The organism is Flavobacterium hydrocarbonoxydans (genome assembly GCF_009789235.1).
Lineage (GTDB): Bacteria > Bacteroidota > Bacteroidia > Flavobacteriales > Flavobacteriaceae > Flavobacterium > Flavobacterium hydrocarbonoxydans.
In genome coordinates, this window is sequence record NZ_WSTB01000004.1 from 254,522 (window position 1) to 279,350 (window position 24,829).

At 31.5% G+C, this 24,829-nt stretch carries 24 protein-coding genes; 17 read left to right on the top strand and 7 right to left on the bottom strand.

Annotated elements, in window-relative coordinates:
* Positions 1-29 precede the first annotated feature (29 nt).
* The 15 genes from GON26_RS09080 to GON26_RS09150 all read left to right on the top strand — a co-directional run bounded on the left by GON26_RS09080 (position 30) and on the right by GON26_RS09150 (position 17,357).
* Complete coding sequence (locus GON26_RS09080; RefSeq protein WP_160374494.1) at positions 30-1,424, top strand: glycosyltransferase family protein; 1,395 nt, start codon at positions 30-32, stop codon at positions 1,422-1,424.
* 1 nt (position 1,425) lies between these two features.
* Entirely contained in the window at positions 1,426-2,853 is a 1,428-nt protein-coding gene (locus GON26_RS09085; protein WP_160374495.1) for an MBOAT family O-acyltransferase, read from the top strand.
* A gap of 6 nt (positions 2,854-2,859) precedes the next feature.
* On the top strand, positions 2,860-3,843 hold the full coding sequence (locus GON26_RS09090; RefSeq protein ID WP_160374496.1) for an SGNH/GDSL hydrolase family protein: 984 nt from the start codon (positions 2,860-2,862) through the stop codon (positions 3,841-3,843).
* Between the two features lie 6 nt (positions 3,844-3,849).
* The gene (locus GON26_RS09095; protein ID WP_160374497.1) at positions 3,850-5,283 is read left to right on the top strand and encodes an MBOAT family O-acyltransferase; all 1,434 of its coding nucleotides are present in this window, start codon (positions 3,850-3,852) and stop codon (positions 5,281-5,283) included.
* Positions 5,283-6,164 (top strand): hypothetical protein, encoded by an 882-nt coding sequence (locus GON26_RS09100; RefSeq protein WP_160374498.1) that lies wholly within the window; start codon positions 5,283-5,285, stop codon positions 6,162-6,164. The genes GON26_RS09095 and GON26_RS09100 overlap by 1 nt, the downstream gene beginning before the upstream one ends.
* Positions 6,161-7,327 carry a glycosyltransferase family 4 protein gene (locus tag GON26_RS09105; RefSeq protein WP_317164696.1) on the top strand — a complete coding sequence of 389 codons (1,167 nt, stop codon included), beginning with the start codon at positions 6,161-6,163 and terminating at the stop codon, positions 7,325-7,327. The genes GON26_RS09100 and GON26_RS09105 overlap by 4 nt, the downstream gene beginning before the upstream one ends.
* A 173-nt stretch (positions 7,328-7,500) precedes the next feature.
* Positions 7,501-8,865, top strand: coding sequence for a glycosyltransferase family 2 protein (locus tag GON26_RS09110; RefSeq protein ID WP_230407912.1), 1,365 nt, complete (start codon positions 7,501-7,503; stop codon positions 8,863-8,865).
* Positions 8,862-9,716: an FkbM family methyltransferase gene (locus tag GON26_RS09115; protein ID WP_160374500.1), complete on the top strand. Its 855-nt coding sequence runs from the start codon at positions 8,862-8,864 to the stop codon at positions 9,714-9,716. Before GON26_RS09110 ends, GON26_RS09115 begins: the two co-directional genes overlap by 4 nt.
* An 84-nt stretch (positions 9,717-9,800) precedes the next feature.
* Entirely contained in the window at positions 9,801-10,739 is a 939-nt protein-coding gene (locus GON26_RS09120) for an exostosin domain-containing protein (protein WP_160374501.1), read from the top strand.
* Complete coding sequence (locus GON26_RS09125) at positions 10,736-11,737, top strand: glycosyltransferase family 2 protein (RefSeq protein WP_160374502.1); 1,002 nt, start codon at positions 10,736-10,738, stop codon at positions 11,735-11,737. The genes GON26_RS09120 and GON26_RS09125 overlap by 4 nt, the downstream gene beginning before the upstream one ends.
* 26 nt (positions 11,738-11,763) lie before the next feature.
* The gene (locus tag GON26_RS09130) at positions 11,764-12,318 is read left to right on the top strand and encodes a serine O-acetyltransferase (RefSeq protein WP_160374503.1); all 555 of its coding nucleotides are present in this window, start codon (positions 11,764-11,766) and stop codon (positions 12,316-12,318) included.
* On the top strand, positions 12,318-13,436 hold the full coding sequence (locus GON26_RS09135) for a glycosyltransferase family 4 protein (protein WP_160374504.1): 1,119 nt from the start codon (positions 12,318-12,320) through the stop codon (positions 13,434-13,436). The genes GON26_RS09130 and GON26_RS09135 overlap by 1 nt, the downstream gene beginning before the upstream one ends.
* Positions 13,433-14,518: a glycosyltransferase gene (locus tag GON26_RS09140; protein ID WP_160374505.1), complete on the top strand. Its 1,086-nt coding sequence runs from the start codon at positions 13,433-13,435 to the stop codon at positions 14,516-14,518. Before GON26_RS09135 ends, GON26_RS09140 begins: the two co-directional genes overlap by 4 nt.
* Before the next feature lie 22 nt (positions 14,519-14,540).
* Positions 14,541-15,899 (top strand): O-antigen ligase family protein, encoded by a 1,359-nt coding sequence (locus GON26_RS09145; protein ID WP_160374506.1) that lies wholly within the window; start codon positions 14,541-14,543, stop codon positions 15,897-15,899.
* Positions 15,900-15,962: 63 nt separating this feature from the next.
* Positions 15,963-17,357 carry a sugar transferase gene (locus GON26_RS09150; protein ID WP_160374507.1) on the top strand — a complete coding sequence of 465 codons (1,395 nt, stop codon included), beginning with the start codon at positions 15,963-15,965 and terminating at the stop codon, positions 17,355-17,357.
* 2 nt (positions 17,358-17,359) lie between these two features.
* Here the strand turns inward: GON26_RS09150 and GON26_RS09155 are convergent, their stop codons facing one another.
* Complete coding sequence (locus GON26_RS09155) at positions 17,360-18,499, bottom strand: lipoprotein N-acyltransferase Lnb domain-containing protein (protein ID WP_160374508.1); 1,140 nt, start codon at positions 18,497-18,499, stop codon at positions 17,360-17,362.
* 37 nt (positions 18,500-18,536) lie between these two features.
* Positions 18,537-19,604: a putative type IX sorting system protein PorV2 gene (locus tag GON26_RS09160; RefSeq protein WP_449404278.1), complete on the bottom strand. Its 1,068-nt coding sequence runs from the start codon at positions 19,602-19,604 to the stop codon at positions 18,537-18,539.
* 190 nt (positions 19,605-19,794) lie between these two features.
* Here GON26_RS09160 and GON26_RS09165 point away from each other — a divergent pair, with 190 nt between their 5' ends.
* Positions 19,795-20,517 carry a CDP-alcohol phosphatidyltransferase family protein gene (locus GON26_RS09165; RefSeq protein ID WP_160374509.1) on the top strand — a complete coding sequence of 241 codons (723 nt, stop codon included), beginning with the start codon at positions 19,795-19,797 and terminating at the stop codon, positions 20,515-20,517.
* A gap of 23 nt (positions 20,518-20,540) precedes the next feature.
* A complete protein-coding gene (locus GON26_RS09170; protein WP_160374510.1) occupies positions 20,541-21,383 on the top strand; it encodes a glycoside hydrolase family 25 protein in 843 nt (280 codons plus the stop codon).
* 2 nt (positions 21,384-21,385) lie between these two features.
* Here the strand turns inward: GON26_RS09170 and GON26_RS09175 are convergent, their stop codons facing one another.
* From GON26_RS09175 to GON26_RS09195, 5 genes are all read right to left on the bottom strand, one after another.
* Positions 21,386-21,607, bottom strand: a complete 222-nt coding sequence (locus GON26_RS09175; protein ID WP_160374511.1) for a DUF5808 domain-containing protein — start codon at positions 21,605-21,607, stop codon at positions 21,386-21,388.
* Positions 21,608-21,694: 87 nt separating this feature from the next.
* On the bottom strand, positions 21,695-22,435 hold the full coding sequence (gene lptB / locus GON26_RS09180; protein ID WP_053470913.1) for an LPS export ABC transporter ATP-binding protein: 741 nt from the start codon (positions 22,433-22,435) through the stop codon (positions 21,695-21,697).
* Between the two features lie 220 nt (positions 22,436-22,655).
* Complete coding sequence (locus GON26_RS09185) at positions 22,656-23,006, bottom strand: carboxymuconolactone decarboxylase family protein (RefSeq protein WP_160374512.1); 351 nt, start codon at positions 23,004-23,006, stop codon at positions 22,656-22,658.
* Positions 22,999-23,814, bottom strand: a complete 816-nt coding sequence (gene tatC, locus GON26_RS09190; protein ID WP_160374513.1) for a twin-arginine translocase subunit TatC — start codon at positions 23,812-23,814, stop codon at positions 22,999-23,001. Before tatC ends, GON26_RS09185 begins: the two co-directional genes overlap by 8 nt.
* Positions 23,814-24,779, bottom strand: a complete 966-nt coding sequence (locus GON26_RS09195; RefSeq protein ID WP_160374514.1) for a KpsF/GutQ family sugar-phosphate isomerase — start codon at positions 24,777-24,779, stop codon at positions 23,814-23,816. The genes tatC and GON26_RS09195 overlap by 1 nt, the downstream gene beginning before the upstream one ends.
* Positions 24,780-24,829: the final 50 nt, after the last annotated feature.

The window sequence follows — 24,829 nt, forward strand, 5'->3', positions numbered from 1 at the left end:
AAAAATCAATCATTCGATTATTATTAAAAATGAAAAAAAAGATATTTGTCTTTCTTCCAGATGGTGTTGGACTTCGCAATTTTGCTTTAACAGCATTTAAAAATATTGGTGAAAATAGAGACTTTGATATTATCTATTGGAATAATACGCCGTTTTCTATTACAGAAAAACTGGGTTTTAAGGAAATAAAAATTCAGGATACAACATTGCATCCTTTTACCACGGTTTACACCAGAGCCCGCAAACGCATGGAATTAAATTTTTATGATAAAAAATTTAAAGAAACAGTTTATAATACCTATAATTTTCCACATTCTTATTTCGGAATAAAAAACGTTTTTAAAAGCGTAATGGTTGATACGTTAACATTTTTTGGATCCAACACTAAAGGAATACAATTTGTACGTGAAAGAATAAAAAAAGCAGAACGTACAACAACCAAATACCAACATTGCAAAAAACAGCTTCAGGAACATAAACCGGATTTTGTATTTTGTACCAATCAGCGCCCAACTCAGGCCATTTCACCAATTTTAGCAGCACAGGATTTAGGAATTCCAACAGGAACATTTATTTTTTCCTGGGATAATCTGCCTAAAGCAATGACTTTAGTTGAGACAGACTATTATTTTGTCTGGAGTCAACATATGAAAAAAGAATTATTAACATATTCTCCTTATGTTGATGAGAGCCAGGTTTTTGTAACTGGTACCCCGCAGTTTGAAAGCCATTTTGATAAAAGCCTTTTACAGACCAAAGAAACTTTTTTTGAAAACCATCGATTAGATATAAACACAAAATACATCTGCTTTTCAGGTGATGATATTGTAACTTCTCCGCTAGACCAATTTTATCTGGAAGACTTGGCAATTTCTGTCAGAGAATTAAATAATCAGGGATATTCGTTGGGAATTATCTATCGAAAATGCCCTGTTGATTTTACAGATCGTTATGAATCGGTTTTAAAAAAATACAAAGATGTTATTGTCAGCATTGACCCTTTATGGACTCCGGTTGGAACAAGCTGGAACGAAATAATGCCAACGAAAGAGGATTTTGCTTTACAGGCAAATGTTTGTGAACATACTGAATTTGTAGCCAATATTGCCTCGTCAATGGTTTTTGATTTTGTAGCGCACAACAAATCATGCTTGTTTTTTGATTATGAACAGCCACAATTAAAAAAAGGAATTCGTGATATCGGACAAAATTACAAGTATATTCATTTTAGATCTATGCCCACAAATGAGGCTGCTTTATGGATTAAAGATAAAACGATGCTGACTCAAAAAGTTAAAGATATACTCGATGGGAAAGCTTCAAGCGTAGCTGATGGTAAAAAATGGTTTGAAATAATTGTAGGTGAAAGACCTATTGATGCTTCTCAAAAAATTTGGGATAGTATTGATTTTATCTTAAAATAATATGCTTTTTAATTCTGTAGCTTTTGCTATTTTTCTTCCAGTCGTTTTTTTTCTGTACTGGTTTGTTTTTAATAAAACCAAAAACACTCAAAACGCTTTATTAATTGTTGCCAGTTATTATTTTTATTCCTGTTGGGACTGGAGGTTTCTTTTTTTGTTGGTTTTCTCCACATTCCTGGATTATTATACCGGAATTCAAATCGAAAGAGGAAAATCAGACAAGAGTCGAAAATTCTGGTTTTGGTTAAGCATTATTGTCAATTTAGGATTTTTAGGAGTCTTTAAATACTATAATTTTTTTGCGTCTTCTTTCTCAGAATTATTAAATTCTGTAGGGGTAAAAGCCAGCCCGATTTTATTACAAGTTATTCTTCCTGTCGGAATTTCATTTTATACCTTTCACGGTTTATCGTACGTAATTGATATTTATTACAAGCGTATCAAAGCCGAATATAATTTTGTAGATTACTCTTTATTTGTGAGTTATTTTCCGCTTTTGGTGGCAGGACCAATCGAAAGAGCCACACATTTATTGCCACAGGTAAAAACAAAAAGAGAATTTGATTTTGAAAAGGCAAAAGAAGGAATAGGACAAATTGTTTGGGGATTGTTTAAAAAAGTTGTCATAGCAGATAGTTGTGCTGTTTTTGCCAATCAAATTTTTGATAATTACGAAAATATGGATTCCTTGTCGCTAATTTTAGGGGCAGTTTATTTTGCATTTCAGATTTATGGGGACTTTTCAGGGTATTCAGATATTGCTTTAGGGGTTTCAAAACTATTTGGAATTGACTTATTGAAAAATTTCAATTATCCTTATTTTTCAAGAGACATTGCCGAGTTCTGGCGCCGTTGGCACATTTCTCTTTCGTCCTGGTTTAGAGATTATATTTATATTCCATTAGGTGGCAGCAAAGGTTCTAAATTCGTGCAGATTCGAAATGTATTTGTCATTTTTGTAATTAGCGGATTTTGGCATGGTGCAAACTGGACTTTTATTGTTTGGGGATTGCTAAATGCCATTTACTTTTTGCCTTTATTGCTGTTAAATAAAAATAGAAATAATTTAGAGGCAATAGAATTAAAACCAAATTTAAAAAGTATCCAGGCTCTGATAAGCATTTTAATTACATTTGGGTTAACTACTTTTGCCTGGATTTTTTTTAGGTCTGATTCTATCGGAAATGCTATTGGTTACGTAAAGAGAATTTTTCTTTTAAATTTTAATTTTTCAGAAGCTAAATCCTATTTAAGTATAAACTTAATAATATTATTATTGTTGTTTAATGTAATTGAATGGATTAATAAGGAGAACAGCGGTCCCATATATAAAGGATTTTATAAAACTAAACTAATTTTTGTCATTATATTGATTGTTTTATTTGGACAGTTTGGGTTAAAAAATGAATTTATTTATTTTCAATTTTAGATTATTATGAAAAAATTCATTTTATTTTTAATGAGTATTATTATGATTGCTTACCTGATTACTTTTGGTATTCAATTTCTAAGTGATAAAGGTTTGAAAGAGCAAAAAAACAGTATTTATGCTGATTGGAATGCTATTCTTGAAGGTGAAGTTAATGCTGTTATTGTTATTAATGGATCGTCAAGAGCTAAATTTTCATATGATACAAGGAGTATTTTAAAAGAAACAAAACTCAAAACTCAAAATCTGGGATTCAATGCAGGAGGTTATAATTTACAAAAATCAAAATTTGAAATTTATTTGAAAAACAATCGCTTTCCCAAAGTTATCATCCAAAATATTGATTTGGCCAATTTTAAGGAAAGTAAGGTTTTGCCTGATGAGGATCAATTTTTTCCTTTTATAAACAATCCTGAAATCAACAAGCTCATTAGTAAATTCGACCATAAGTTTAGTTATGTTGGTTATTTTCCTTTGTTAAAATACAATCAGAATTTTTCAATCCTAAAAACAGGATTAGTAGAAAACGTCAGTAACCAATTGCCAGCCGAGTCATTATGTTTCGGGTTTTCGCCTAAAAAACAATCATTTAAGTTAGATTTGCATAATTTTGATAAATTAAAATCAGATGTAGAGGAAAAAGAAAAAGTTAATGCTAGAAATCAGGCAAGACTTAATGAAATGATTCGTTTTTATCAAACAAAAATGAATAAGAATACACTGCTTGTTTTTGTATGGGCTCCAGAATACAAAGAACGTCTGAATATAATTTACGATCCTCTAAGAAATCCATTAATAAAACAATTGAAAGCGATTCAGGAAAAAAATAAGAATATCTTTTTTATAGATTTTTCTCATGATGTTATAGCTCAGAATTCAGATTACTTTTATGATAGTTTTCATTTGAATGCAGCCGGAGCAAAAGAGTTTTCAGGGAAGCTGGGAGTTGCTATCCAGACTATTCTAAGAACAAATACTAAAAAAGAATAAAATAATATGTTTTTTAATTCTGTAGCATTTGCTATTTTTCTTCCAGTCGTTTTTTTTCTGTACTGGTTTGTTTTTAATAAAACCAAAAGCACTCAAAACGCTTTATTAATTGTTGCCAGTTATTACTTCTATTCCTGTTGGGACTGGAGGTTTCTTTTTTTGTTGGTTTTCTCCACATTCCTGGATTATTATACCGGAATTCAAATCGAAAAAGGAAAATCAGACAAGAGTCGAAAATTCTGGTTTTGGTTAAGCATTATTGTCAATTTAGGATTTTTAGGAGTCTTTAAATATTATAACTTTTTTGCTTCTTCTTTCTCAGAATTATTAAATTCTGTAGGGATAAAAGCCAGCCCGATTTTATTAGAAGTTATTCTTCCTGTCGGAATTTCATTTTATACTTTTCACGGTTTATCGTACGTAATTGATATTTATTACAAGCGTATCAAAGCCGAATACAATTTTGTAGATTACTCTTTGTTCGTAAGTTATTTTCCGCTTTTGGTGGCAGGACCAATCGAAAGAGCCACACATTTATTGCCGGAAATTAAGGTCAAAAGAGAATTTGATTTAGAAAAAGCCAAAGAAGGAATTTATCAAATCATCTGGGGATTGGTCAAAAAAGTAGTTATTGCAGATACCTGCGCAACCTATGCTAATGCTATTTTTGACAATTATACATCGATGAATTCATTTTCATTAATTTTAGGTGCTGTATATTTTGCGTTTCAGATTTATGGCGATTTTTCAGGATATTCAGATATTGCCTTAGGGGTTTCAAAATTGTTCGGATTGGATTTATTACGAAACTTCAATTATCCTTATTTTTCAAGAGATATTGCCGAGTTTTGGCGCCGTTGGCACATTTCGCTTTCGTCCTGGTTTCGCGATTATTTATACATTCCGTTAGGCGGAAGCAAAGGAGGAATCTGGATGAAAATCAGAAATACCTTTATCATTTTTGTAGTAAGCGGATTTTGGCATGGAGCCAATTGGACCTACATTGTTTGGGGATTCATCAATGCTGTGTACTTTTTGCCGTTATTATTAAGAAATAGCAATCGTAATAATATGGATGCTATTCAGCTAAAATTCAATTTCGATTCAGCAAAAGTGGTTATGAGTATTTTCTATACTTTTTTATTGACTTGTATAGCCTGGGTATTTTTTAGAGCCCGAACCATTACCGATGCGGTTTTGTATCTAAAACGAATTTTTACCAGCAAAGATTTTAGTTTTCAGTATCTGGCAAACGAAAGATACAGTTACGAAATACTGTTAATGATTGGTGTATTTGTTTTGGTCGAATGGAATAACCGTACCAAAGAAGAACCGCTTTCAGGAAAAAGAAGCATGTTTAAAATGGCTTTGGCAATAGCCACGATTATTGCTTTCGGAACGTATTCTGATTACAAAGAATTTATTTATTTTCAATTCTAATGAAACAATTTCTAATTTATACAGCAAAGGTTTTATTCATTACGATTTTAATTGCGATTGTTCTTGACGGATTGTATACTTATTTTTTTCTACAGTCTAAAAACAGAGGTAAGATTGAGGATGTTTTTAATTCAAAATCCAGAAATTATGATGTTGTAATTTTAGGATCTTCAAGGGCTAATAATCACTTTGATGCAAAAATGTTTGAAGCAAAGGGACTAAAAACGTTCAATTATGGAATGAGTGGCGGACATTTATTTGAAGCATCATTGCTTTTAAAATTAATGATTGAACGAAAATATACTATTAAAAATGTCATTCTTGAGGCTGATCTTAACCTTTCAAATGACCACCAGTCAGAAGGGGTTTCGGCTAAATTTTTACCTTATATTCATAATTCTGAGATTATAAAAAAACATTTCGAGTCTGAAAAAGATTTTAATGAACTTTATTACATTCCTTTTTATCGTTACGTAAAGTTTGACGGAAAAATTGGTTTTAGAGAAACGTATAAAATTGTGAAAGAGGAAACGACTAATTCATTGGATAATTTAGGATATTATCCATTGGTAAAGCATAAAAACGGCAATATGAAAAATAATATTGTGAATCTTAATCCTTTGACTCACAATAAATATTACGAAGAAATCAAAGCAATCTGCAAAACTAACAACATCAATTTTATTGCAGTAATGACACCTATGTGCGAAAATGTAGTAGGAATGAATTATTTTGATAAAGTAAAAAAAGCATATCCTGAAATCCATAATTATGAAAATGTCGTAATCGAAAATCAATATTTTTCGTCTTGCGGACATATGACAGATGCTGGAGCGAAGATATTTACTGTTAAAATTTTAAAGGATTTTTTTCATAAATGATGCATATAGCTTTTTTAACCCCCGAGTTTCCACATGAAAAAATTTCGCATGCAGCAGGAATTGGAACAAGTATCAAAAACCTTACAGATGCATTGGTAAGAAAAGGAATGAATGTTTCGGTGTTTGTTTATGGGCAAAAATTCCAGGAAATAATTGTTGAAAACGGAATCACAATTCATTTAATTAAAAATAAAAAGTACAGGTTTTTTGGTTGGTTTTTTCATCGAAAACATATTCAGTATTATTGTAATTCGATTATTCAAAAAGAAAAAATTTCTCTTATTGAAGCACCGGACTGGACAGGAATTACTGCTTTTATGAATTTTAAAATTCCTTTGGTTATTCGTTTTCACGGAAGTGATACTTATTTCTGTCATTTAGAAAATCGCTCCCAAAAATTTAAAAATTATTGGTTCGAAAAGCTGGCTATTAATAAAGCTAAAGCTTTTATCGCGCCAACAGCTTTTGCAGGAAATGTTTCAAAAAATCTTTTTAAAATAAAGAATAAAGAAATTCAGACCATTCATTACGGATTAGAACTTGAAAATTTCACAAACAATACGCCCGATGTTTTCGATAAAGGAGTAATATTATACATGGGAACTATAATTAGGAAAAAAGGGGTTCTCGAATTACCGTATATTTTCAATAAAATTAGAAAAGAATATCCGGAAGCAAAATTGATTTTAATAGGCAGCGATGCTCCTGATATAAAAACAGGTATTGGATCGACCTGGCAATTAATGCAAAATCTATTTCAAAAAGAAGATCTGGAAAATGTTAAATATTTAGGTAAAATTCCATACACAGAAGTTCAGAATTATATCAAAAATGCAAATGTTTGTGTTTTTCCAACTTTTGCTGAGACATTAGGTATGGTTACGATAGAATCTATGGCCATGCAAAAAGGTGTTGTTAATAGTAACATTGGGTGGTCACAGGAGTTAATAATTGATGGTCAAAGCGGTTTTTTAGTACATCCTACTAATCATGATTTATATGCTGAAAAGATTGTTGCTTTTTTAAAAAATAATTCATTATCTAAACAAGTTGGCAAGGATGCGAGAGCGAGAGTGGAATCGAAATTTGATATAAATAATTTAGTTAATGACAATATTGCTTTTTTTGAAAAAATAATCAATCCACATAAAAAAGCAATATGATAGTTCTTTATCATAAATATAATAAAGCTACTCTAGTTGATTTTAATGGAAAAAGTATTCCTTTTTCTGGAAAGAGTATAACTGAGAACTTATTCGAAATTTCAATATTATATCCTAATGAACTTATTATTTGGTGTCATTTAGATTTAAAATCAAATTTAAATCTTTCAAAAATGGCAGCAATTTTTCACCATGATAAAATAATGGCTTCTTATAATGTGCATAAAAATTCATTTTTATCAGATGCTATCGGTTATGTCGAAGAGTCTCCCTTTATTAAAGTAAATCAAATAGTTAAATACCCTACTTGGTTAGCGAGTAGTCTGGTAGGGGGAATTAATGCATCGGTTTTAAAGTTAATTGGCAGCAAAATAAAAAAAGATGCGAATTTTGATTATTTTTTAAATTCTGTCGCTAAGTCAGGAATGCTTGCTGGACTTCTTTGCTATTCAGAACCACAATTATTAGTAAACTGTCTTCCGGAATTAGAGTCTGCACAAAACAATAATTATGTGTTATTTCGTTTCGTCAGACAGCATTATAAAAAACGTTGGCTCATTTTATTGTTATTAAATATTTTTCTTTTTGAAAAACGAATTTTATTTGCACCTTTCTTCTATTCCTTATTTTTTAAAACAAGGAAAACAATAATCGTAAATCTGGATGCTATAGCCGTAAAATCGACTCTAAAGACAATAGAGAAAAAAACTATAGATGTAATTATTCCCACCATTGGTCGTAAACAATATTTGTATGATGTTTTGCAGGATTTGGCACAACAAACACATTTGCCTGAAAAGGTTATCATTGTTGAGCAAAACCCAATTAATGGAAGTGTTTCGGAATTAGATTACCTAATAACTGAAAATTGGCCGTTTTTGATTAAACACATTTTTACGCATCAGGCGGGGGCATGTAATGCGAGGAATTTAGCTTTGGCTGAAGTAGAAAGCGAATGGGTGTTCCTGAATGATGATGACAATAGATTTGATGAAAACTTAATTGAAAATGTATTTAAAAGAGCAACTCAGTATGGTGCAGAAGTAATTATAACATCTTATCTGCAACCTAATGAATTTCAATATTACCAAACCATTCACCAATCTGGTATATTTGGATCAGGAAATAGCTTTATAAAAAAAGCAACTCTTCAAAATGTTTCTTTTGATAAGGCGCTTGAATTTGGGTATGGAGAAGATACTGATTTTGGATTACAATTGCGTAATCAAGGACATGACATAATTTATTTCCCCGATTTGAAAATCAAACACCTAAAAGCTCCTATGGGAGGTTTTAGAATTAAAATTAGTAAACAATGGGAATCTGATGAAATTCAGCCTAAACCATCACCTACTATTTTGTATATGCTTCAAAAACATTATACACAAGAACAATTAAAAAGTTATAAATTAGTTCTGTTTCTAAAACTGCTAAAACACGAATCAATTGGAAATTATTTTTTCTTTTACAAAAGTTTTAAGCAAAAATGGTCTCGTAGTGTACATTGGGCTAAAAAACTAAAGGAAAAGAAAGAATGAAAATCAAATATATTTTAAAAAAAATTCACAAGAGATTTTTAAATTTTAAAAAGCATCCACTTACAAAACAAAATCCATTAGGGGCTTTGTTCAGATATGTTAAATTTAACCTTGTTCAATATATAAACGAAAAACCCAGAGTGTATAATTGGATAGATGGACTAAAGTTTTATGCCCAAAAAGGAGATGCAGGTATTGTTGCTAATATTTATTTTAAACTTTTCGATTATGAAGATTCAATGTTTTTGATACACCACTTAAAACCACAGGACTTGTTTGTGGATATTGGAGCAAATGTTGGGCATTATTCATTATTGGCCGCGAGTGTATGTAAAGCTAATGTTATTGCTTTTGAGCCAATTCCCACAACATTTAGTAAATTAGAAAAAAACTTAAATTTAAATAATCTATCTCAAAAGGTAAAAATATTCAATATTGGCATTGGAGCTGAAAATTCGGTTTTGAATTTTACAAAAACGAAGGATGTTATGAACAGTGTCGCTTTAGATTATGAAACCGATGTGGTAAGTGTTGAAGTGAAAAAATTAGATGATATTTTAGTAAAAGAAAATCCAACTTTTTTAAAAATCGATGTTGAAGGTTATGAGTATTTTGTGCTGCAAGGAGCTATGAATGTTTTAAAAAGTAAAAGCCTGAAATACATAATAATAGAGTTAAACTTTTCTACATTGAAATTTGGAATTACAAATGAAGAGATATTTAGTTTTTTAGTATCATTTGATTTTGTTCCAATTTCTTATGATGTCCAAAACAGAAAAATCATACCGTTGAAGAATTATAATCCTGAAAAATTTAATACTATTTTCATAAAAAAAGATTTATTGAATTAAATGCTAAAATTATATACAGATACATCGTATTTAACGCCTGAGAACAGAAGAATCGTTTTTCCTTTGTTGTTTGATTTGTGGTACTTGCCAAATGATAATTTACTAAATAAATATCAAATTTTCTCAACTGTTGAGGAATGTGATATTGCAATAGTTCCGGTTGATATAGGTTATTTTTACACTAATAAAAATCAAGGAAAATTAGACAATTTTATAAATAAGGCATTGGCTTTGGGTAAAAAAGTTTGGGTGTATTCAGGAGGTGATTATGGTAAGAGTTTGGAGAGCTCCGTACATACTTTTAGAATGAGTGGTTTTGATTCTAAAATGAATCAACAAACGTTTATTATGCCTTCTTTTATTGGAGATCCTTATGTGAAACTATCAAAAAACTTTCACACAATTGCAAAATTGGAGCAGCCTCAAATAGGTTTTGTAGGACATGCAAGTAATTCATTGAGTAAAAAAATAAAAGAAATATCAATGTATTTGAATTACAATTTTAAGCGTTGGACTAAAAAGACAGCGACTGACTACTATAATTTTTATCCATCAAGTATTAAACGTTTTCAGCTTTTAGCTATATTAAAAAAAAATCCAGATTTAAAAACTAATTTTATTTTTAGGAATAAATACCGGGCTGGAATCAAATCATTACAACAAAAGAATAAAACGACTATTGAGTTTTTAGAAAATATAGAAAAAAATCCATATACATTTTGTTTGCGGGGAGCCGGAAATTTTTCGGTTCGTTTTTATGAAACTTTAGCAATGGGAAGAATTCCATTTGTAATCGATACTGATTTCAGGTTACCCTTGAGCGATACTATCAACTGGAAAAAACATTGCGTTATTGCGAAAGAACAAGAAATGGTAGATACAATTATTGATTTTCACCAAAATATTAGCCCAGAAGATTTTGAATTAATGCAAATTAATAACCAAAAATTATGGAAGGAATATTTGGAAAGAGAAGCTTATTTTTTGAAAATTCATTCCGTTTTTAAATTAAAAACCGAATGAAATTTTCCCTAATTGTCTGCACTTATATGCGTCCTGAATCGCTATTAAATTTGTTAAAATCTGTTGAGAAACAATCAGCTTACCCTGACCAAATTTTAATAATTGACGGTTCTTCGGATAGAGAGACTGAAAATGTTTTAAAGAAGTGTAAATTTAGTAATTTAGAATATTTTTTAGTTTCTGATGAAAATCGGGGGCTTACCAAACAGCGTAATTTTGGTATTTCTAAACTAGACAAAAATTGTGAAGTGGTTAGTTTTCTAGATGATGACACCATTTTAGAACCAGATTATTTTTCTGAAATAATAAAAACATTTAAAACGAATTATGATGTTTCTGGTGTGGGAGGTGTTGCTATTAATGAATATAAATGGAAGCCCCAAGATCCAAAATTAGTATATAATAGTAAAAAATATTACTTGTTTGAAAACTATGTTTATAAAGAAGGCTTGAGAAATGTAGTTAGAAACTATTTGGGATTAGCTTCAGATGTAGCGCCTGGAAGAATGCCTGATTTCTCTCATGGAAGAACCTGTGGATTTCCAATTACCGGAAAAACATACGAGGTAGATTTACTAATTGGGATGTCAATGGCATTTAGAAAAAATATTTTTGAAAAGATTCAATTTTCTAAATTTTTCGAAGGCTATGGCTTGTATGAAGATGCCGATTTTAGTTTAAGAGCTTTAAATTTCGGAAAAAATGTCATCAATACTAATGCTCAACTTTCTCATTTCCATGCTCAAGGGGGCAGGCCAAATCAATACAAATATGGAAAGATGGTCGTACGTAATGGTTGGTATGTTTGGCGTGTTAAAAACCCTAAGCCAAATTTAAAATCAGCCATAAAGTGGCATCTGATTACTTTTGTGCTAGCATTGATAAGGTTGAGTAATGTGCTTACAGAGCCTAATAAAACGGGTGTTTTTAAAGAGTTTTTAGGAAGAACAGCAGGTTGGTGGAGGTTATTGTTTAATAAGCCAACGGTAATTCAGTAAAAAATATTTTATCATAATTAAGATATATGTCATTATTCAAACTTATAGTGTCGGATTATAAAAAGCATAAAAAATACGGTAGTAATTTTTTTGTAATTTTATTTTTTACGCAGGGATTCTGGGCTACTTTTCAATACAGGATTGCTAATTTTGTATATATAAACATCAAATTGCCAATTTTAAGACATATAATTTTGTTTGTTTTATTACTTTGGAAAAAGACTATTGAAATTTGTACAGGTATTTCTATAGCAGCATCTGTAAAAATTGGGCATTCATTTTATATTGGACACTTCGGAGGAATTATTATAAATTCAAATGTAGAAATTGGAGATAATTGTAATATTTCACAAGGAGTAACGATTGGAATCTCTGGAATTGATGACAAAAGAGGAACACCTGTGTTGGGAAATAATGTTTATATTGGTGCTAATGCTGTTATTGCAGGCAAGATATCTATTGGGAACAATGTTCTGGTAGGAGCATGTTCGATGGTAAAAAGCTCTTTTTTAGATAATTCTGTCGTTTTAGGAGTGCCTGCGATATTGATTTCTGAAAAAGGATCTAAAGGATATATTTGATGAAATTATTAATTGTTTCTACTGCACCATTAATTTACAAGGATAATTCTTGTTACGCTTACAGTCCTTATGTAAATGAATTAATTCTCTTAGAAAAATTTAGCAAGAAGATTTTTTTTTGTTGTCCGGTATGGGATAAGGATAAAAAACTTCTAATTTCTAAAATTCCTTTTGATATAGATAAACATTTTAAGTTAATAGATTCAAATATATCCTCTTTTCCAAATTTTGTAAAAGCGATATTTTGTAGTATTTACAATTTTTTTATTTTGTTTAAAGCAATGGAAACTGCTGATCACATTCATTTGCGATGTCCAGGAAATATTGGTTTGATGGGTTGCCTTGTTCAAATTTTTTTTCCAAAAAAAATAAAGAGTGCTAAATATGCTGGAAATTGGGACCCAAAGAGTAAGCAGCCCTGGACTTACAAGTTGCAGAAGTATATTTTGAGCAACACTTTTTTGACCCGGAATATGCAAGTTTTGGTTTATGGAGAATGGGAAAATCAATCCAGAAATATAAAATCGTTTTTTACTGCAACTTATTCTGACTCTGAAAGAAAAGAAATTCAAAAAGAAAATTTTCAAAGTAAAATAAGATTTCTATTTGTTGGAAGTTTGGTTTCAGGTAAAAATCCTTTGTATGCTATTCAATTAATTGAAGAATTGATAAAAAATGACAAAAAGGTAATATTAAATATTTATGGAGAGGGAAATCAAAAAAATATTTTAGAAAATTATATTGATAAGAATCAGTTAGGAAATCACATTTTTTTACTCGGAAATCAAGATAAGGAAACAATAAAAAAAGATTATCAGGAAAGTCATTTTGTGATTTTACCCTCACAAAGTGAAGGCTGGCCAAAAGCCATAGCCGAAGGTATGTTTTGGGGATGTGTTCCTATTGTTACAGGTGTTTCGTGTATTCCATTTATGTTAGATTATGGTAAGCGGGGTGTTTTATTAGCGATAGATTTGAAAAAAGATATAGTTCAGGTGGAGAAATTAATACTACATGAAAATGTTTTTTTTGAAAAAAGTAAATTGGCACAGCAGTGGTCGCAAAAATACACGACCGATTTTTTTGAATCTGAAATAAAAATGATTTTGACAAAATGAGAATATTACAAATCATTGATAGTTTAGAAGCTGGTGGAGCTGAAAGAATGGCTGTTAATTATGCTAATGCTTTATCTAAAAAAATAAATTTTTCAGGACTCATTGCAACTCGAAATGAAGGGGTTTTATTGGATCAGGTAGTAAGTGAGGTTTCGTATTTGTTTTTAAAAAAAAGAAAAACAATCGATTTTAAAGCTATAATTCGATTAAGAAAATACATAAAAGAAAATAAAGTTGATGTTATTCAAGCACATAGTTCTTCGTTTTTTATTGCTGTTTTAGTTAAATTTACGCTGCCAAAAGTCAAAATTATTTGGCATGATCATTATGGTATTTCTCAGAATTTAGTAGCAAGAAAAAGTTTAAGCCTAAAATTAAGCTCTCTTTTTTTTAATGGAAATATTGCAGTAAATCAATCACTCAAAAATTGGGCACAAAATTATCTTTTATGTCCAAATTCAATTTACTTGCCTAATTTTATAGAACATTCAATTCAGGCAAAGCCAAAAGTAATTTTAAACGGAATTGATGGGAAAAGAATTATTTGTGTTGCGAATTTACGTAAACAAAAAAATCACAACCTGCTTTTAAAAGTAGCAGATAAATTACGAACAAATTACCCTGATTGGACTTTTCATTTATTCGGAAAAGATTTCAATGACGAATATTCTGTCAAAATTAAATCGGATATTCAAACGCTGAAATTAGAAAAAAATGTTTTTTTTTATGGAACATCTATAGCTGTATCATCAGCATTGGATCAATCAGATATTGCTGTTTTAACATCTGAATCAGAAGGCTTACCTTTAGTCGTTTTAGAATATGGTTTACATCGGCTGGCAGTTGTCGCAACAAATGTCGGCGAAATTTCAAATGTAATCATTTCAGGACAAGAAGGAATCATTGTAGCATCAAATGATGTAGATGGGTTTACTTTGGCAGTTGAAAAACTAATTGGTGATGAAATTTTAAGAAAAAGTCTTGCGGTACGATTACACACAAAAGTAGAACTGCAATTTACGGATCACGCTATTCTTGAAGAGTATTTTTTTTGGCTCAATTCGTTTAACAAAACTCTTTAATTGAAAATTGATATTAAATAAAATGGATAAAAAAACCGTTTCATATATTTTCGTTATTGCGATTCATTTAGGAATTGCATTAGCGGTTTTTGTACTGCCATTTTTATCAAAACTATATGCTTTTTTAATCCCAATTGTGGGTGGCTTTTTAGTTTACAGAACCAAAAATAGAAATAATGAAGTAATTTTAGTTTCGGCGTATTTAGTTGGAGCTGAGGTTTTTTTACGGATGACAGGTGGTAATTTAAACAATGAATATATAAAACTTTGTGTCATAGTATTTATGTTAATCGGAATGACATACAGCGGGTTTTCTGCGAAAGCAATAGTTTTTTTTCTTTTTTTACTCTTACTTATTCCAAGTGTTTTAATTACTACAGCAACAGATGATTATAGTACAAATGTTAAAAAAGTTTTAGTTTTTAATCTTTCAGGTCCTCTTTGTTTAGCAATATGTGCAATCTATACTTTTCAGCGGAAAATAACATTTTTAGAATTACAGTATATATTGATGGCAATAGGATTTCCTATACTTACTACGACCATTTATTTATTTTTATATAATCCAAGTGTACGGGATGTAGTAACAGGAACGCAATCAAATTTTGAAACCTCCGGGGGATTTGGACCTAATCAGGTTTCAACGATTTTAGGTTTGGGTATGTTTGTTTTTTTTACACAATTTATTCTTTATTCTAAAACAAAAATACTCATGATAATTAACGGCTTAATTGTTTTATTCGTTAGTTATAGGGCAATTGTAACTTTTTCCAGAGGAGGAGTTATTACAGGTGTAGGCATGATAATACTTTTGCTGATTGTTTTATATTTTTATTCGAGTGTTAAAATTAGGGGGAAATTTTTTGTTGTTTTTTTACTTACAGGTTTAATGGGACTGGCAATTTGGACTTATACTTCAATGCAGACTTCTGGATTGATTGAAAAAAGATATGCCAATCAGGATGCGGCAGGAAGGACGAAAAAAGATCGTTTAGGGGGCAGAGAAGCTATTATGGATATTGAACTTAAAACTTTTTTTGAAAACCCGGTTTTAGGAATTGGAGCCGGAATGGGAAAACAGGTCAGAAAAGATAATTTTGGGGTTAATGTGGCTTCCCATAACGAAATGACACGTATGTTATCAGAACATGGTCTTTTTGGTATTTTTGATTTGTTGATTTTATTAATTACTCCTTTACTGTTGTTTTTTAATAACCGTCAGCATTTGTATTTATTTTCATTTTATGTTTTTTGGCTGCTTACAATCAATCATGCTGCCATGAGGATTGCTGCACCCGCCTTTGTATATGCACTGGCATTGTTATCTATTGAAAGCAAAAGTTCAGAAACTAAAAAGAAAGTTAATGTAGCACTTGACTAAAAAAAGTTTTTTTTCCAATACATTTGTTTCAAATTAAATCCTTCAAAACCAAATTATAAAAAGATGTTTTCAGTAAGTAAAATGCATTTTGAAATATCTGAGCGAAAAGTTTTGCTGAGAATTTTTGATGCACTTTTTGTTTTGAGTTTCTTGTATTTAATAGGGCAACTTTTAGATTATCATTATTTTAATTTCTCGATTACAAATTATTACTGGGGAATTGTACTTGTTTTTTATCTGAATGTTTTTGGCGCCATTTTCGAAATGTATAATTTGCAGGTCGCAAGTAACCAGTTTCAAATTCTAAAAAGTACTTTATTAACGGCTACAACTACAGTAATCGTTTATTTGCTTACGCCGGTTTTATCACCGGAACTTCCCAGACAAAGATTGCCTATTTTAATATTTTATTTAACGGTATTTTTTGCGCTTTTGGCATGGCGTTATTTTTATGTATATTTTTTGGCATCACCCAGATTTTTGCAAAATGTAGTTTTAATATGCGACCAGGATCAGGTTGAGGAATTAGTTCTGGGACTCGAAAATGTAGATCCGCATTATAAAATTGTTGGATTTGTAAATTCTGATTCCTCATCTCCTAAAGATTCTGATTTCTATTATATTAAAGAAATTAAAAAACAAAATTTGGAAGCTTTTGTGGCAACTCATAGCGTCTCCGAAATTGTAATTGCTTCTCAGAAAACAGATGGTATTACACCGGATTTATACCAGCAATTGCTTCATTTATTAGAGTCGGGGAATATTATTCGGGAGTACACTCAAGTTTATGAAAGTAAAACACAAAGAATTCCGGTTCAGTATATTGCCAGAGATTTTTATCGGTTTTTTCCATTCAGCCGAAGCAATAACAATAAATTGTATTTGTTGGTAGTTCGCTTTTTTGAATTTGTATTTTCGTTACTTGGATTAATTCTCTGTGCATTTTTTATTCCACTAATTGTAATTGGAAATTTTATCGGCAATAAAGGAAGTTTATTCTACAGCCAGGAGCGCGTAGGTAAGAATGGAGCTGTTTTTGAAATTTATAAATTCAGAACCATGGTTAAAAATTCAGAATCAGATGGGGTTGTTTTTGCAACATCCAACGATAAGAGAATTACACCTTTCGGAAAGTTTATGCGTAAAACCAGAATCGACGAATTGCCTCAGTTTATTAATGTTTTAAAAGGGGATATGGCGGTAATTGGTCCAAGACCTGAACGCCCTTTTTTTGTTAATGAAATAGCTCAGATTATGCCTTTTTATGAAACAAGGCATGTCGTTAAGCCAGGACTTACAGGCTGGGCTCAGGTTAATTATTCCTATGGAGAATCAATTGATGAGAGTTTGATAAAACTGCAATATGATCTGTATTATATCAAACATCGCAGTGTTTTTCTCGATTTAAGTATCACTTTCAAAACGATTACGACAGTTTTGTTTTATCGCGGACAGTAATCTTAAATAATAATCGGAATTGGTTTTTTATTTCGAAGCGCTACCCGTAACAAAACGATTCCACTGGTGATAATCAAGGGTAAGACAATAAAAAAGTGTGCTTTATTAATCATAAACAAGAAGTACACAACCAAGAAAAGCAAATGTAAAACTGCAAATCTATACGTCCATTTTTTATTTTTTAAAATAGACAAAACAATCAGAACCAATAAAAGCGGACTAAACAAAAGCATATTATAATTCATCGCCAGTTCGTGGTGAAGCGAATAAAATCCCATTACAATAAAAAAGATTCCTATTAAAGATAAAATCAAAAGATAGATTTTGTCAACAGCTCTGTTTTTCATTAAAAGAATAAAAACCAACAAAGCAATATAGCTGTAAATGTTATTCCACCAGGAAGAAGGATTTTCTTTTTCGAAACTTATATAAGTTTTAGTTTTGCCCACCAGAGGCTGCTTTTGAAAAGTGGTTTTTTCTAAACTGTTTTTTAACTCAAATGGCAAAAATATCTTGGTTCCTAATTGATCTACTTTAGTTCCGAAAATGATGCTGGTTCCTAATTTCTCATAAAAATGCCCATCAAAATAAGGGAATAAAATACTTCTGTAAGTTATATCGGTATCACCTTTTTTTACAATTACATTTCCATTTAATGTTTTATTGATGACATCAACCACCATCGAAGTACAGTTTTTATCAATAAATTTATAGGTGTAAAATCGATCTTCTGAAAACAAGGTTGCATTTAAATTGTCGAATAATTTTTGTTTTAAATCCTGTGAGATAAGTAATTCCTGCTCAAAAACACTTCTTTTCTCATATTTATAATCTTCAATAAAATCTGAGAAAGCGCGTGCACTTACAAAATATTGTAAATCTCCTTTGGCAAACTTGGCCACAAAATTCGGAGTTCTAAAATCGAAATTCCCATAATTGTAAACTACATCAATATTATTTATTGAATCTGAAACACGAATGGCAGTATGACCAAAAAAAGAATAAGATTCATTACCCAATCCGCAGGTAATTACGCTAATTTTGGAGTCTTTTGATAAGGTTAAATTTTGGCTAAAACCAATATTAAAACTTAGTAATAATAGAAAACTAAAAAGTGTTTTTTGTAATATGACTTTTTTCATGATTTAAAATTTTAAGAAGTTCAATGGTTTTATTTTTTTATCTAAAGATACCTAAATCTACTTTCAGCGAAAAAATATTCGAGTACAAAGCCGTACTTTGGTTACCCAAATCGGTTAAAGCATAATCAACCTGAATGCCTTTATATTTGAATCCAAGTCCAATATTGGGTTGAAAATTTAGTTTTTCGGTATTGTCTAATTGTGTTACATTCTGAAAATTTCCTGCTCCGGCTCTTACAAACACAAGATCAGTATAACCAAATTCGAAACCAACTGCCGGATCGATACTTACCATTTTTGATGAAATAATATCGTTTGTCTGTTCAAAACGCATATTCAAATTTGATGCGACTAACAGGCTGTAATCATTATGAAAATCAAATTTTCTGGAAACACCTAATTGAGCTTTTGGTAGAGTAATTTCGGTACTTTCCGGTAATTCCTGATTTTCTCCCGGAATGGCATCTGATATTTTCTTGTATTCTTCTTCGTCAATATTCCAGATGTTATAAGTCGTGGTAATGTCGCGAAGCATCAAACCGAATTTCCAGTCGTTTTTTTCGAATTGCAATCCAAAATCAAAACCAAAACCCCAGGAATTAGCAAATTTCCCAATAATTCGTCTGATAATTTTGGCATTCACACCGTATTGAAAACCTTCTACAGGCAGTTTTCTGGCATAAGAAAATGTAAAACCATAATCAGCAGTAGAGAACAAACTTATTCGGTTATAATCAATATTACCCTGATTGTCGATCAATTCTGTGGTATCCATGATATCATCAACTCCAAAACGAATCATCGAAATCCCCCAGGCACTTCGGTCATCAATTGGAATAGCGTATCCAATGTAGTCGTACTGCGCGATGTTTGCAAAATAATTGGCATGCATCAACGAAATCTGATGATCTTCGAGATTTACTAAACCAGCCGGATTCCAATATCCTGAATTAACATCGTTGGTCGAAGCCACAACAGTACTCGACATTCCTAAAGCTGCAGCATCTACACCAATATTCATAAACTCATTCGAATATTTCCGAACAGCCTGACTGTATAGTGCAGTGGAACAACAAATTAATAAAAAGACAAAATGTTTCTTCAACGGATATTTTTTTGCAAACCGGAGCCTGTTTAATTTTTATCAAAAATATAATATTTTACTCAGCTTATTTCTTCCTTTTGATAAATATTACCAAACCGAAAGATTCAAATAAAATTCTATTCTAAAAACGCATACAAGATTGACTTATTATACTAAATTTGTTGCTTAAGACTAAGCAAATCTATAAATCATGAATATTAAAAAACACATTCCAAACGTAATTACCTTAATCAATCTTTTTTGCGGCTGTATTGCCGTTGTTTTTGTAAGTAAGAACCAATTTGAAATGGCATTTCTGTTTGTTTGTTTAGGTATATTTTTTGATTTTTTTGATGGTTTTTTTGCCCGTTTGTTCAATGTTGCTGGCCCATTGGGATTGCAATTGGATTCTTTGGCAGATATGGTTACAAGTGGTGTAGTTCCGGGTTTTGTAATGTTCAAAATGATGCAGGAAAGCTCGATTTTTATGTATGAAGGGTACTTTCAGTTTTTTCCTTATTTAGGTTTTATAATTACTTTGGGATCTTGTTTACGATTGGCGAAATTCAATATTGATACCCGTCAAACCGATTCGTTCATCGGATTGCCAACACCGGCGAATGCACTTTTTATTTTAAGCCTTCCTTTGGTTTTACAAAATTATTCCAGAGAGTCATTGTTAGTACTTGAAATTTTGACAGAAAAATGGGTTTTATTAGTGATTACACTTTGTAGTGCTTATATTTTGAATGCCGAAATTCCGTTATTTTCTTTAAAAATTAAAAAATTTAGTTTAAAAGAAAATGCGCTGCAACTAGGGTTTTTATTGACGTCTTTAGTTCTTTTACTCCTACTTCAATATTTGGCAATTCCTCTGATTATTATTTTCTACGTTTTATTATCTGTTGCGAACAATATGTTTTCTAAAAAGTAGTTTTTTGTCTGAATAAAAAGAAAATGGCTCAAAGAAAAACCTCTTACACTAGAAAAGCAAAACCCAAAAAATCGATGTTTGGCCGTACTTTACGCATCATTGTGGTAATGGGTTTTGTGATGCTTTTTTTGGGTACAGTTTATCATTATCGAAAGGGATTAGCGTATTATTTAGGTTTCAAATCCGATAAAACGGAAGATGCTGTCGAAAAACATCTTTCGGATGTTCGAAATATTCAGGTTATTGAAAACCATAAAGGGAAAGTAATCGGGATTGATGTTTCGGAGTTTCAGGGAAAAATTGATTGGGATGAGGTTGAAACTCTAGAAGAAAAATATCCTGTAAAATTTGTTTTCATACGTGCCACAGCAGGAAAAGACAGAGTAGATAGAAAGTTTGCGGACAATTGGTCAGGTGCTAAAAAGCATAAAATTATGCGTGGAGCCTATCATTATTATCGTCCGAACGAAAATTCTATCGAGCAGGCCAACCTTTTTATCAAAACAGTAAAGCTAAAAAGTGGCGATTTGCCTCCGGTTCTGGATATCGAAAGATTGCCTAAAAACCAGCCTTTGGATAGCCTGAAAAAAGGTTTGAAACGGTGGCTGAATAAAGTAGAAGCGCATTATGGAGTCCGCCCAATTATCTACACGGGCGAGCGTTATTATGATGATTTTTTGAAAGAGGAATTCAGTGAATACTTATTCTGGATTGCCAATTACAATTTCTACAGAGAAAAAATCGAAGAAGATTGGCTCTTTTGGCAATTTACAGAAAAAGCTACTTTACCGGGAATAAAACACAGTGTCGATGTAAATATTTACAATGGCGATTTTGAGCAATTGCAGTTTATAACGGTTGATTAATTTTATTTTGATAAAAGCGCAATTGGAATTAGAGATAGTATCGCTATCAAAATTGAAACAGAATAAGGATTGGCAAAATTAACTGTCCATCCCATCCAAGCGATTCTTTTTGGAGGTAATAACCTTTTATCTTTTGGGTTGTAGTAAAAACATCCTAAATACCAATTATTAGAATCTTTGTGCCAATTATCGTAATCTTCTTGAGTCGGTTTTTCTAAATTCATTTGTGATATTTATGAAATTGCAATTTTAAAAAAAAAATGTTAAAAAGTAATTCACATTTCACATCTTACTTTTCACATATAACTTTTTTAAAACTCTAATTTCTTTTTACGTAATTCAAAGTTTTGCCCTAAATAAACTCTACGAACCATTTCGTCTTCTACCAATTCTTCGGGAACACCAGCTTTTAGGATTCCACCTTCAAACATTAGATACGTTTTGTCTGTAATAGCTAAAGTTTCCTGAACGTTGTGGTCGGTAATCAGGATTCCGATATTTTTGTTTTTTAATTGCGCTACAATTCGCTGAATATCCTCAACCGCAACAGGGTCAACTCCTGCGAAAGGCTCATCCAATAAAATAAATTTTGGATCAGTTGCCAATGCACGGGCAATTTCGGTACGGCGACGCTCTCCACCCGAAAGTAAATCACCTCTATTGGTACGAATGTGTTCTAAGCTAAATTCTTCGATCAAACTTTCCATTTTCGCGATTTGCTCTTCTTTAGAAAGTTTGGTTAATTGTAATACACTCAGAATATTATCTTCAATACTTAATTTTCTAAAAACCGAAGCTTCCTGTGCCAAATAGCCAATTCCCTGTTGGGCGCGTTTGTACATCGGGTAATCGGTAATGTTCAGGTCATCCAGATAAATATTGCCTGAATTTGGTTTTACCAATCCCACAATCATATAAAAAGAAGTTGTTTTTCCGGCTCCATTTGGCCCCAAAAGACCTACGATTTCACCTTGGTTTACTTCAACAGAAATTCCTTTTACAACACTGCGGCCTTTGTAGGTTTTGATTAAATTATCGGCTCTTAACTTCATTTTTTCAATTAGATAATTAGATAATTTGAAAATGAGATAATTAAAAAACTAGCTCAATTCAATTTTAAATTTTATTAGAGGGAACAAATTAAATGTAAAATAATCAATCAGATAAATGAATTAACAAATAATTGCATATTCAAAATTATCTAAAACGATATTCAAATCAGATAATTAGAATATTCAAAGAAATTATCTAATTATCTAATTGGCACATTTTTTAATTAGCGTTCTCTTCTAAAGCTTCCCAAAATTCATAAGCTCTACGCAAATGTGGAATTACGATTGTTCCTCCGACAAGAGTTGCAATTCCCATAGCTTCCATCATTTCTTCTTTGGTAACACCTTCTTTATGACTTGTTTCCAAATGGTATTTTACGCAGTCATCGCAACGCAAAACTGCCGATGCAACGAGTCCTAAAAGTTCTTTTGTTTTTACATCAAGAGCACCCGGAGCATACGCATTGGTGTCAAGGTTAAAAATTCGCTTTACAATTTTGTTGTTGTCAGCGAGTAATTTTTCGTTCATTTTAGAACGATAGTCGTTAAATTCTTGAATTAATTCAGACATTTTCTTTGTTTTTATTTTTATAAACAATTCTCGAAATTAGAATACTCACTTCGTAAATCAGCAGCATAGGTATCGCTACAATGGTCTGGCTTACAACGTCAGGCGGCGTAACAATTGCGGCTACGATTAAAATAATGATAACAGCATATTTCCAGTATTTCCTTAAAAAATCAGGCGTTACTAATCCTAATTTGGTTAAGAAGTAAATGATAATAGGTAATTCGAAAAACAATCCGCTGGCCAGAACGCTGGTCTTGACCATTCCCATATACGATTCTAAAGTAAACTGATTTAGTACCACATCACTAACGGAAAAGGTAGCTACGAAATTTACAGACATCGGCACTACTACATAATACCCAAATAAAACACCCAGAAAAAACAATAATGACGAAGTGAAAATGAAAACTTTAGCATTTTTTCTTTCTTTTTCATACAAAGCCGGACTGATGAATTTCCAGACTTCCCATAAAATATAAGGGAAACTTAAAATAAATCCTGCCAGAATACACATCCAGACAAAGATGTTTACCTGACCTTCCATTTGAGTGTTTTGAATGATAAAATTCAATTCGGTTATGCAAATACTATCTGCAATTCCTAGCTGATGTGATAAATCACAAAACCATTGGTAGGTAAAAAATGTTGGTCTTGTTGGACCTAACAGTATAGTGTCGAATAAATAGTCACTAATAAAATAAGTAACAAATGCCATGATGCAAATTGCAATTGTACTTCTAACAAGTAGCCATCTTAGTTCTTCAAGATGGTCTAAAAACGACATTTCGTTCAGGTTTTTCTTTGCCATTATACAATTCCTTCTTTTAAAATATCGTGTAAATGTAATACTCCTTTGTAACTTCCTTCGTCAGAAACAATCAATTGTGTAATCGAGAAATCTTCCATTATGTTAAGTGCGTCAACGGCCATAGTTTCGGACGAAACTACTTTTGGGTTTTTTGTCATAATATCTTTTGCATTCAGATCAGCGATAGAATCTCTGTCGTTCAGCATTCTTCTGATGTCTCCATCGGTAATAATTCCTATGATTTTATCATTTTCGATAACAGCTGTCACTCCGAGTCTTTTTTCTGAAATTTCGAAAATTACTTTTTTGACAGAAGTTTCAGGAGTTACCATTGGTTTTAATGAATGTTCGATCATGTCTTTCACGCGAAGCAAAAGTTTTTTACCCAAAGCACCACCAGGATGGTAAACGGCAAAATCTTCCGGTTTAAAATCACGCATTTCCATTAAACAAACCGCCAGAGCATCGCCCATAACAAGTTGCGCAGTTGTACTGTTGGTTGGAGCTAAATTTATAGGACAAGCTTCGGTATCAACAGTGGTATTCAAAACATAATCTGAACCTTTTGCTAAAAAGGAAGTGATATTTCCGGTCATTCCGATTAAAATGTTGCCGAAACGTTTCAATAACGGGACTAAAACTTTTATTTCAGGACTATTGCCGCTTTTCGAAATGCAAATGATAACGTCCTCTTTTTGGATCATTCCTAAGTCGCCATGAATGGCTTCTGAGGCGTGTAAAAACATTGATGGAGTTCCTGTAGAATTGAATGTGGCCACCATTTTCTGAGCAATGATAGCACTTTTACCGATTCCCGTGACGATCAATCGGCCTTTGGTTTCGAAAATGCGCTGGGTTGCTTCGTAGAAGTTTTCGTCAAGAAAGTCAATTAGTTTTGTAATTGCTTCACTCTCAGAGAGTATTGTTTTTTTGGCGATTGCCAATATATTTTCTTTTGTAATCAAAACAGAATATTTAAAAATTTGTATGTATAAAAGAAAGTTGTATCTTTATG

Excerpts from the sequence above, each read along its gene's own strand:
- GON26_RS09080 (WP_160374494.1), top strand. The coding sequence starts at position 30 with ATGAAAAAAAAGATATTTGTCTTTCTTCCAGATGGTGTTGGACTTCGC.
- GON26_RS09085 (WP_160374495.1), top strand. The coding sequence starts at position 1,426 with ATGCTTTTTAATTCTGTAGCTTTTGCTATTTTTCTTCCAGTCGTTTTT.
- GON26_RS09090 (WP_160374496.1), top strand. The coding sequence starts at position 2,860 with ATGAAAAAATTCATTTTATTTTTAATGAGTATTATTATGATTGCTTAC.
- GON26_RS09095 (WP_160374497.1), top strand. The coding sequence starts at position 3,850 with ATGTTTTTTAATTCTGTAGCATTTGCTATTTTTCTTCCAGTCGTTTTT.
- GON26_RS09100 (WP_160374498.1), top strand. The coding sequence starts at position 5,283 with ATGAAACAATTTCTAATTTATACAGCAAAGGTTTTATTCATTACGATT.
- GON26_RS09105 (WP_317164696.1), top strand. The coding sequence starts at position 6,161 with ATGATGCATATAGCTTTTTTAACCCCCGAGTTTCCACATGAAAAAATT.
- GON26_RS09110 (WP_230407912.1), top strand. The coding sequence starts at position 7,501 with ATGGCAGCAATTTTTCACCATGATAAAATAATGGCTTCTTATAATGTG.
- GON26_RS09115 (WP_160374500.1), top strand. The coding sequence starts at position 8,862 with ATGAAAATCAAATATATTTTAAAAAAAATTCACAAGAGATTTTTAAAT.
- GON26_RS09125 (WP_160374502.1), top strand. The coding sequence starts at position 10,736 with ATGAAATTTTCCCTAATTGTCTGCACTTATATGCGTCCTGAATCGCTA.
- GON26_RS09130 (WP_160374503.1), top strand. The coding sequence starts at position 11,764 with ATGTCATTATTCAAACTTATAGTGTCGGATTATAAAAAGCATAAAAAA.
- GON26_RS09135 (WP_160374504.1), top strand. The coding sequence starts at position 12,318 with ATGAAATTATTAATTGTTTCTACTGCACCATTAATTTACAAGGATAAT.
- GON26_RS09140 (WP_160374505.1), top strand. The coding sequence starts at position 13,433 with ATGAGAATATTACAAATCATTGATAGTTTAGAAGCTGGTGGAGCTGAA.
- GON26_RS09145 (WP_160374506.1), top strand. The coding sequence starts at position 14,541 with ATGGATAAAAAAACCGTTTCATATATTTTCGTTATTGCGATTCATTTA.
- GON26_RS09150 (WP_160374507.1), top strand. The coding sequence starts at position 15,963 with ATGTTTTCAGTAAGTAAAATGCATTTTGAAATATCTGAGCGAAAAGTT.
- GON26_RS09155 (WP_160374508.1), bottom strand. The coding sequence starts at position 18,499 with ATGAAAAAAGTCATATTACAAAAAACACTTTTTAGTTTTCTATTATTA.
- GON26_RS09165 (WP_160374509.1), top strand. The coding sequence starts at position 19,795 with ATGAATATTAAAAAACACATTCCAAACGTAATTACCTTAATCAATCTT.
- GON26_RS09170 (WP_160374510.1), top strand. The coding sequence starts at position 20,541 with ATGGCTCAAAGAAAAACCTCTTACACTAGAAAAGCAAAACCCAAAAAA.
- GON26_RS09175 (WP_160374511.1), bottom strand. The coding sequence starts at position 21,607 with ATGAATTTAGAAAAACCGACTCAAGAAGATTACGATAATTGGCACAAA.
- lptB (WP_053470913.1), bottom strand. The coding sequence starts at position 22,435 with ATGAAGTTAAGAGCCGATAATTTAATCAAAACCTACAAAGGCCGCAGT.
- GON26_RS09185 (WP_160374512.1), bottom strand. The coding sequence starts at position 23,006 with ATGTCTGAATTAATTCAAGAATTTAACGACTATCGTTCTAAAATGAAC.
- tatC (WP_160374513.1), bottom strand. The coding sequence starts at position 23,814 with ATGGCAAAGAAAAACCTGAACGAAATGTCGTTTTTAGACCATCTTGAA.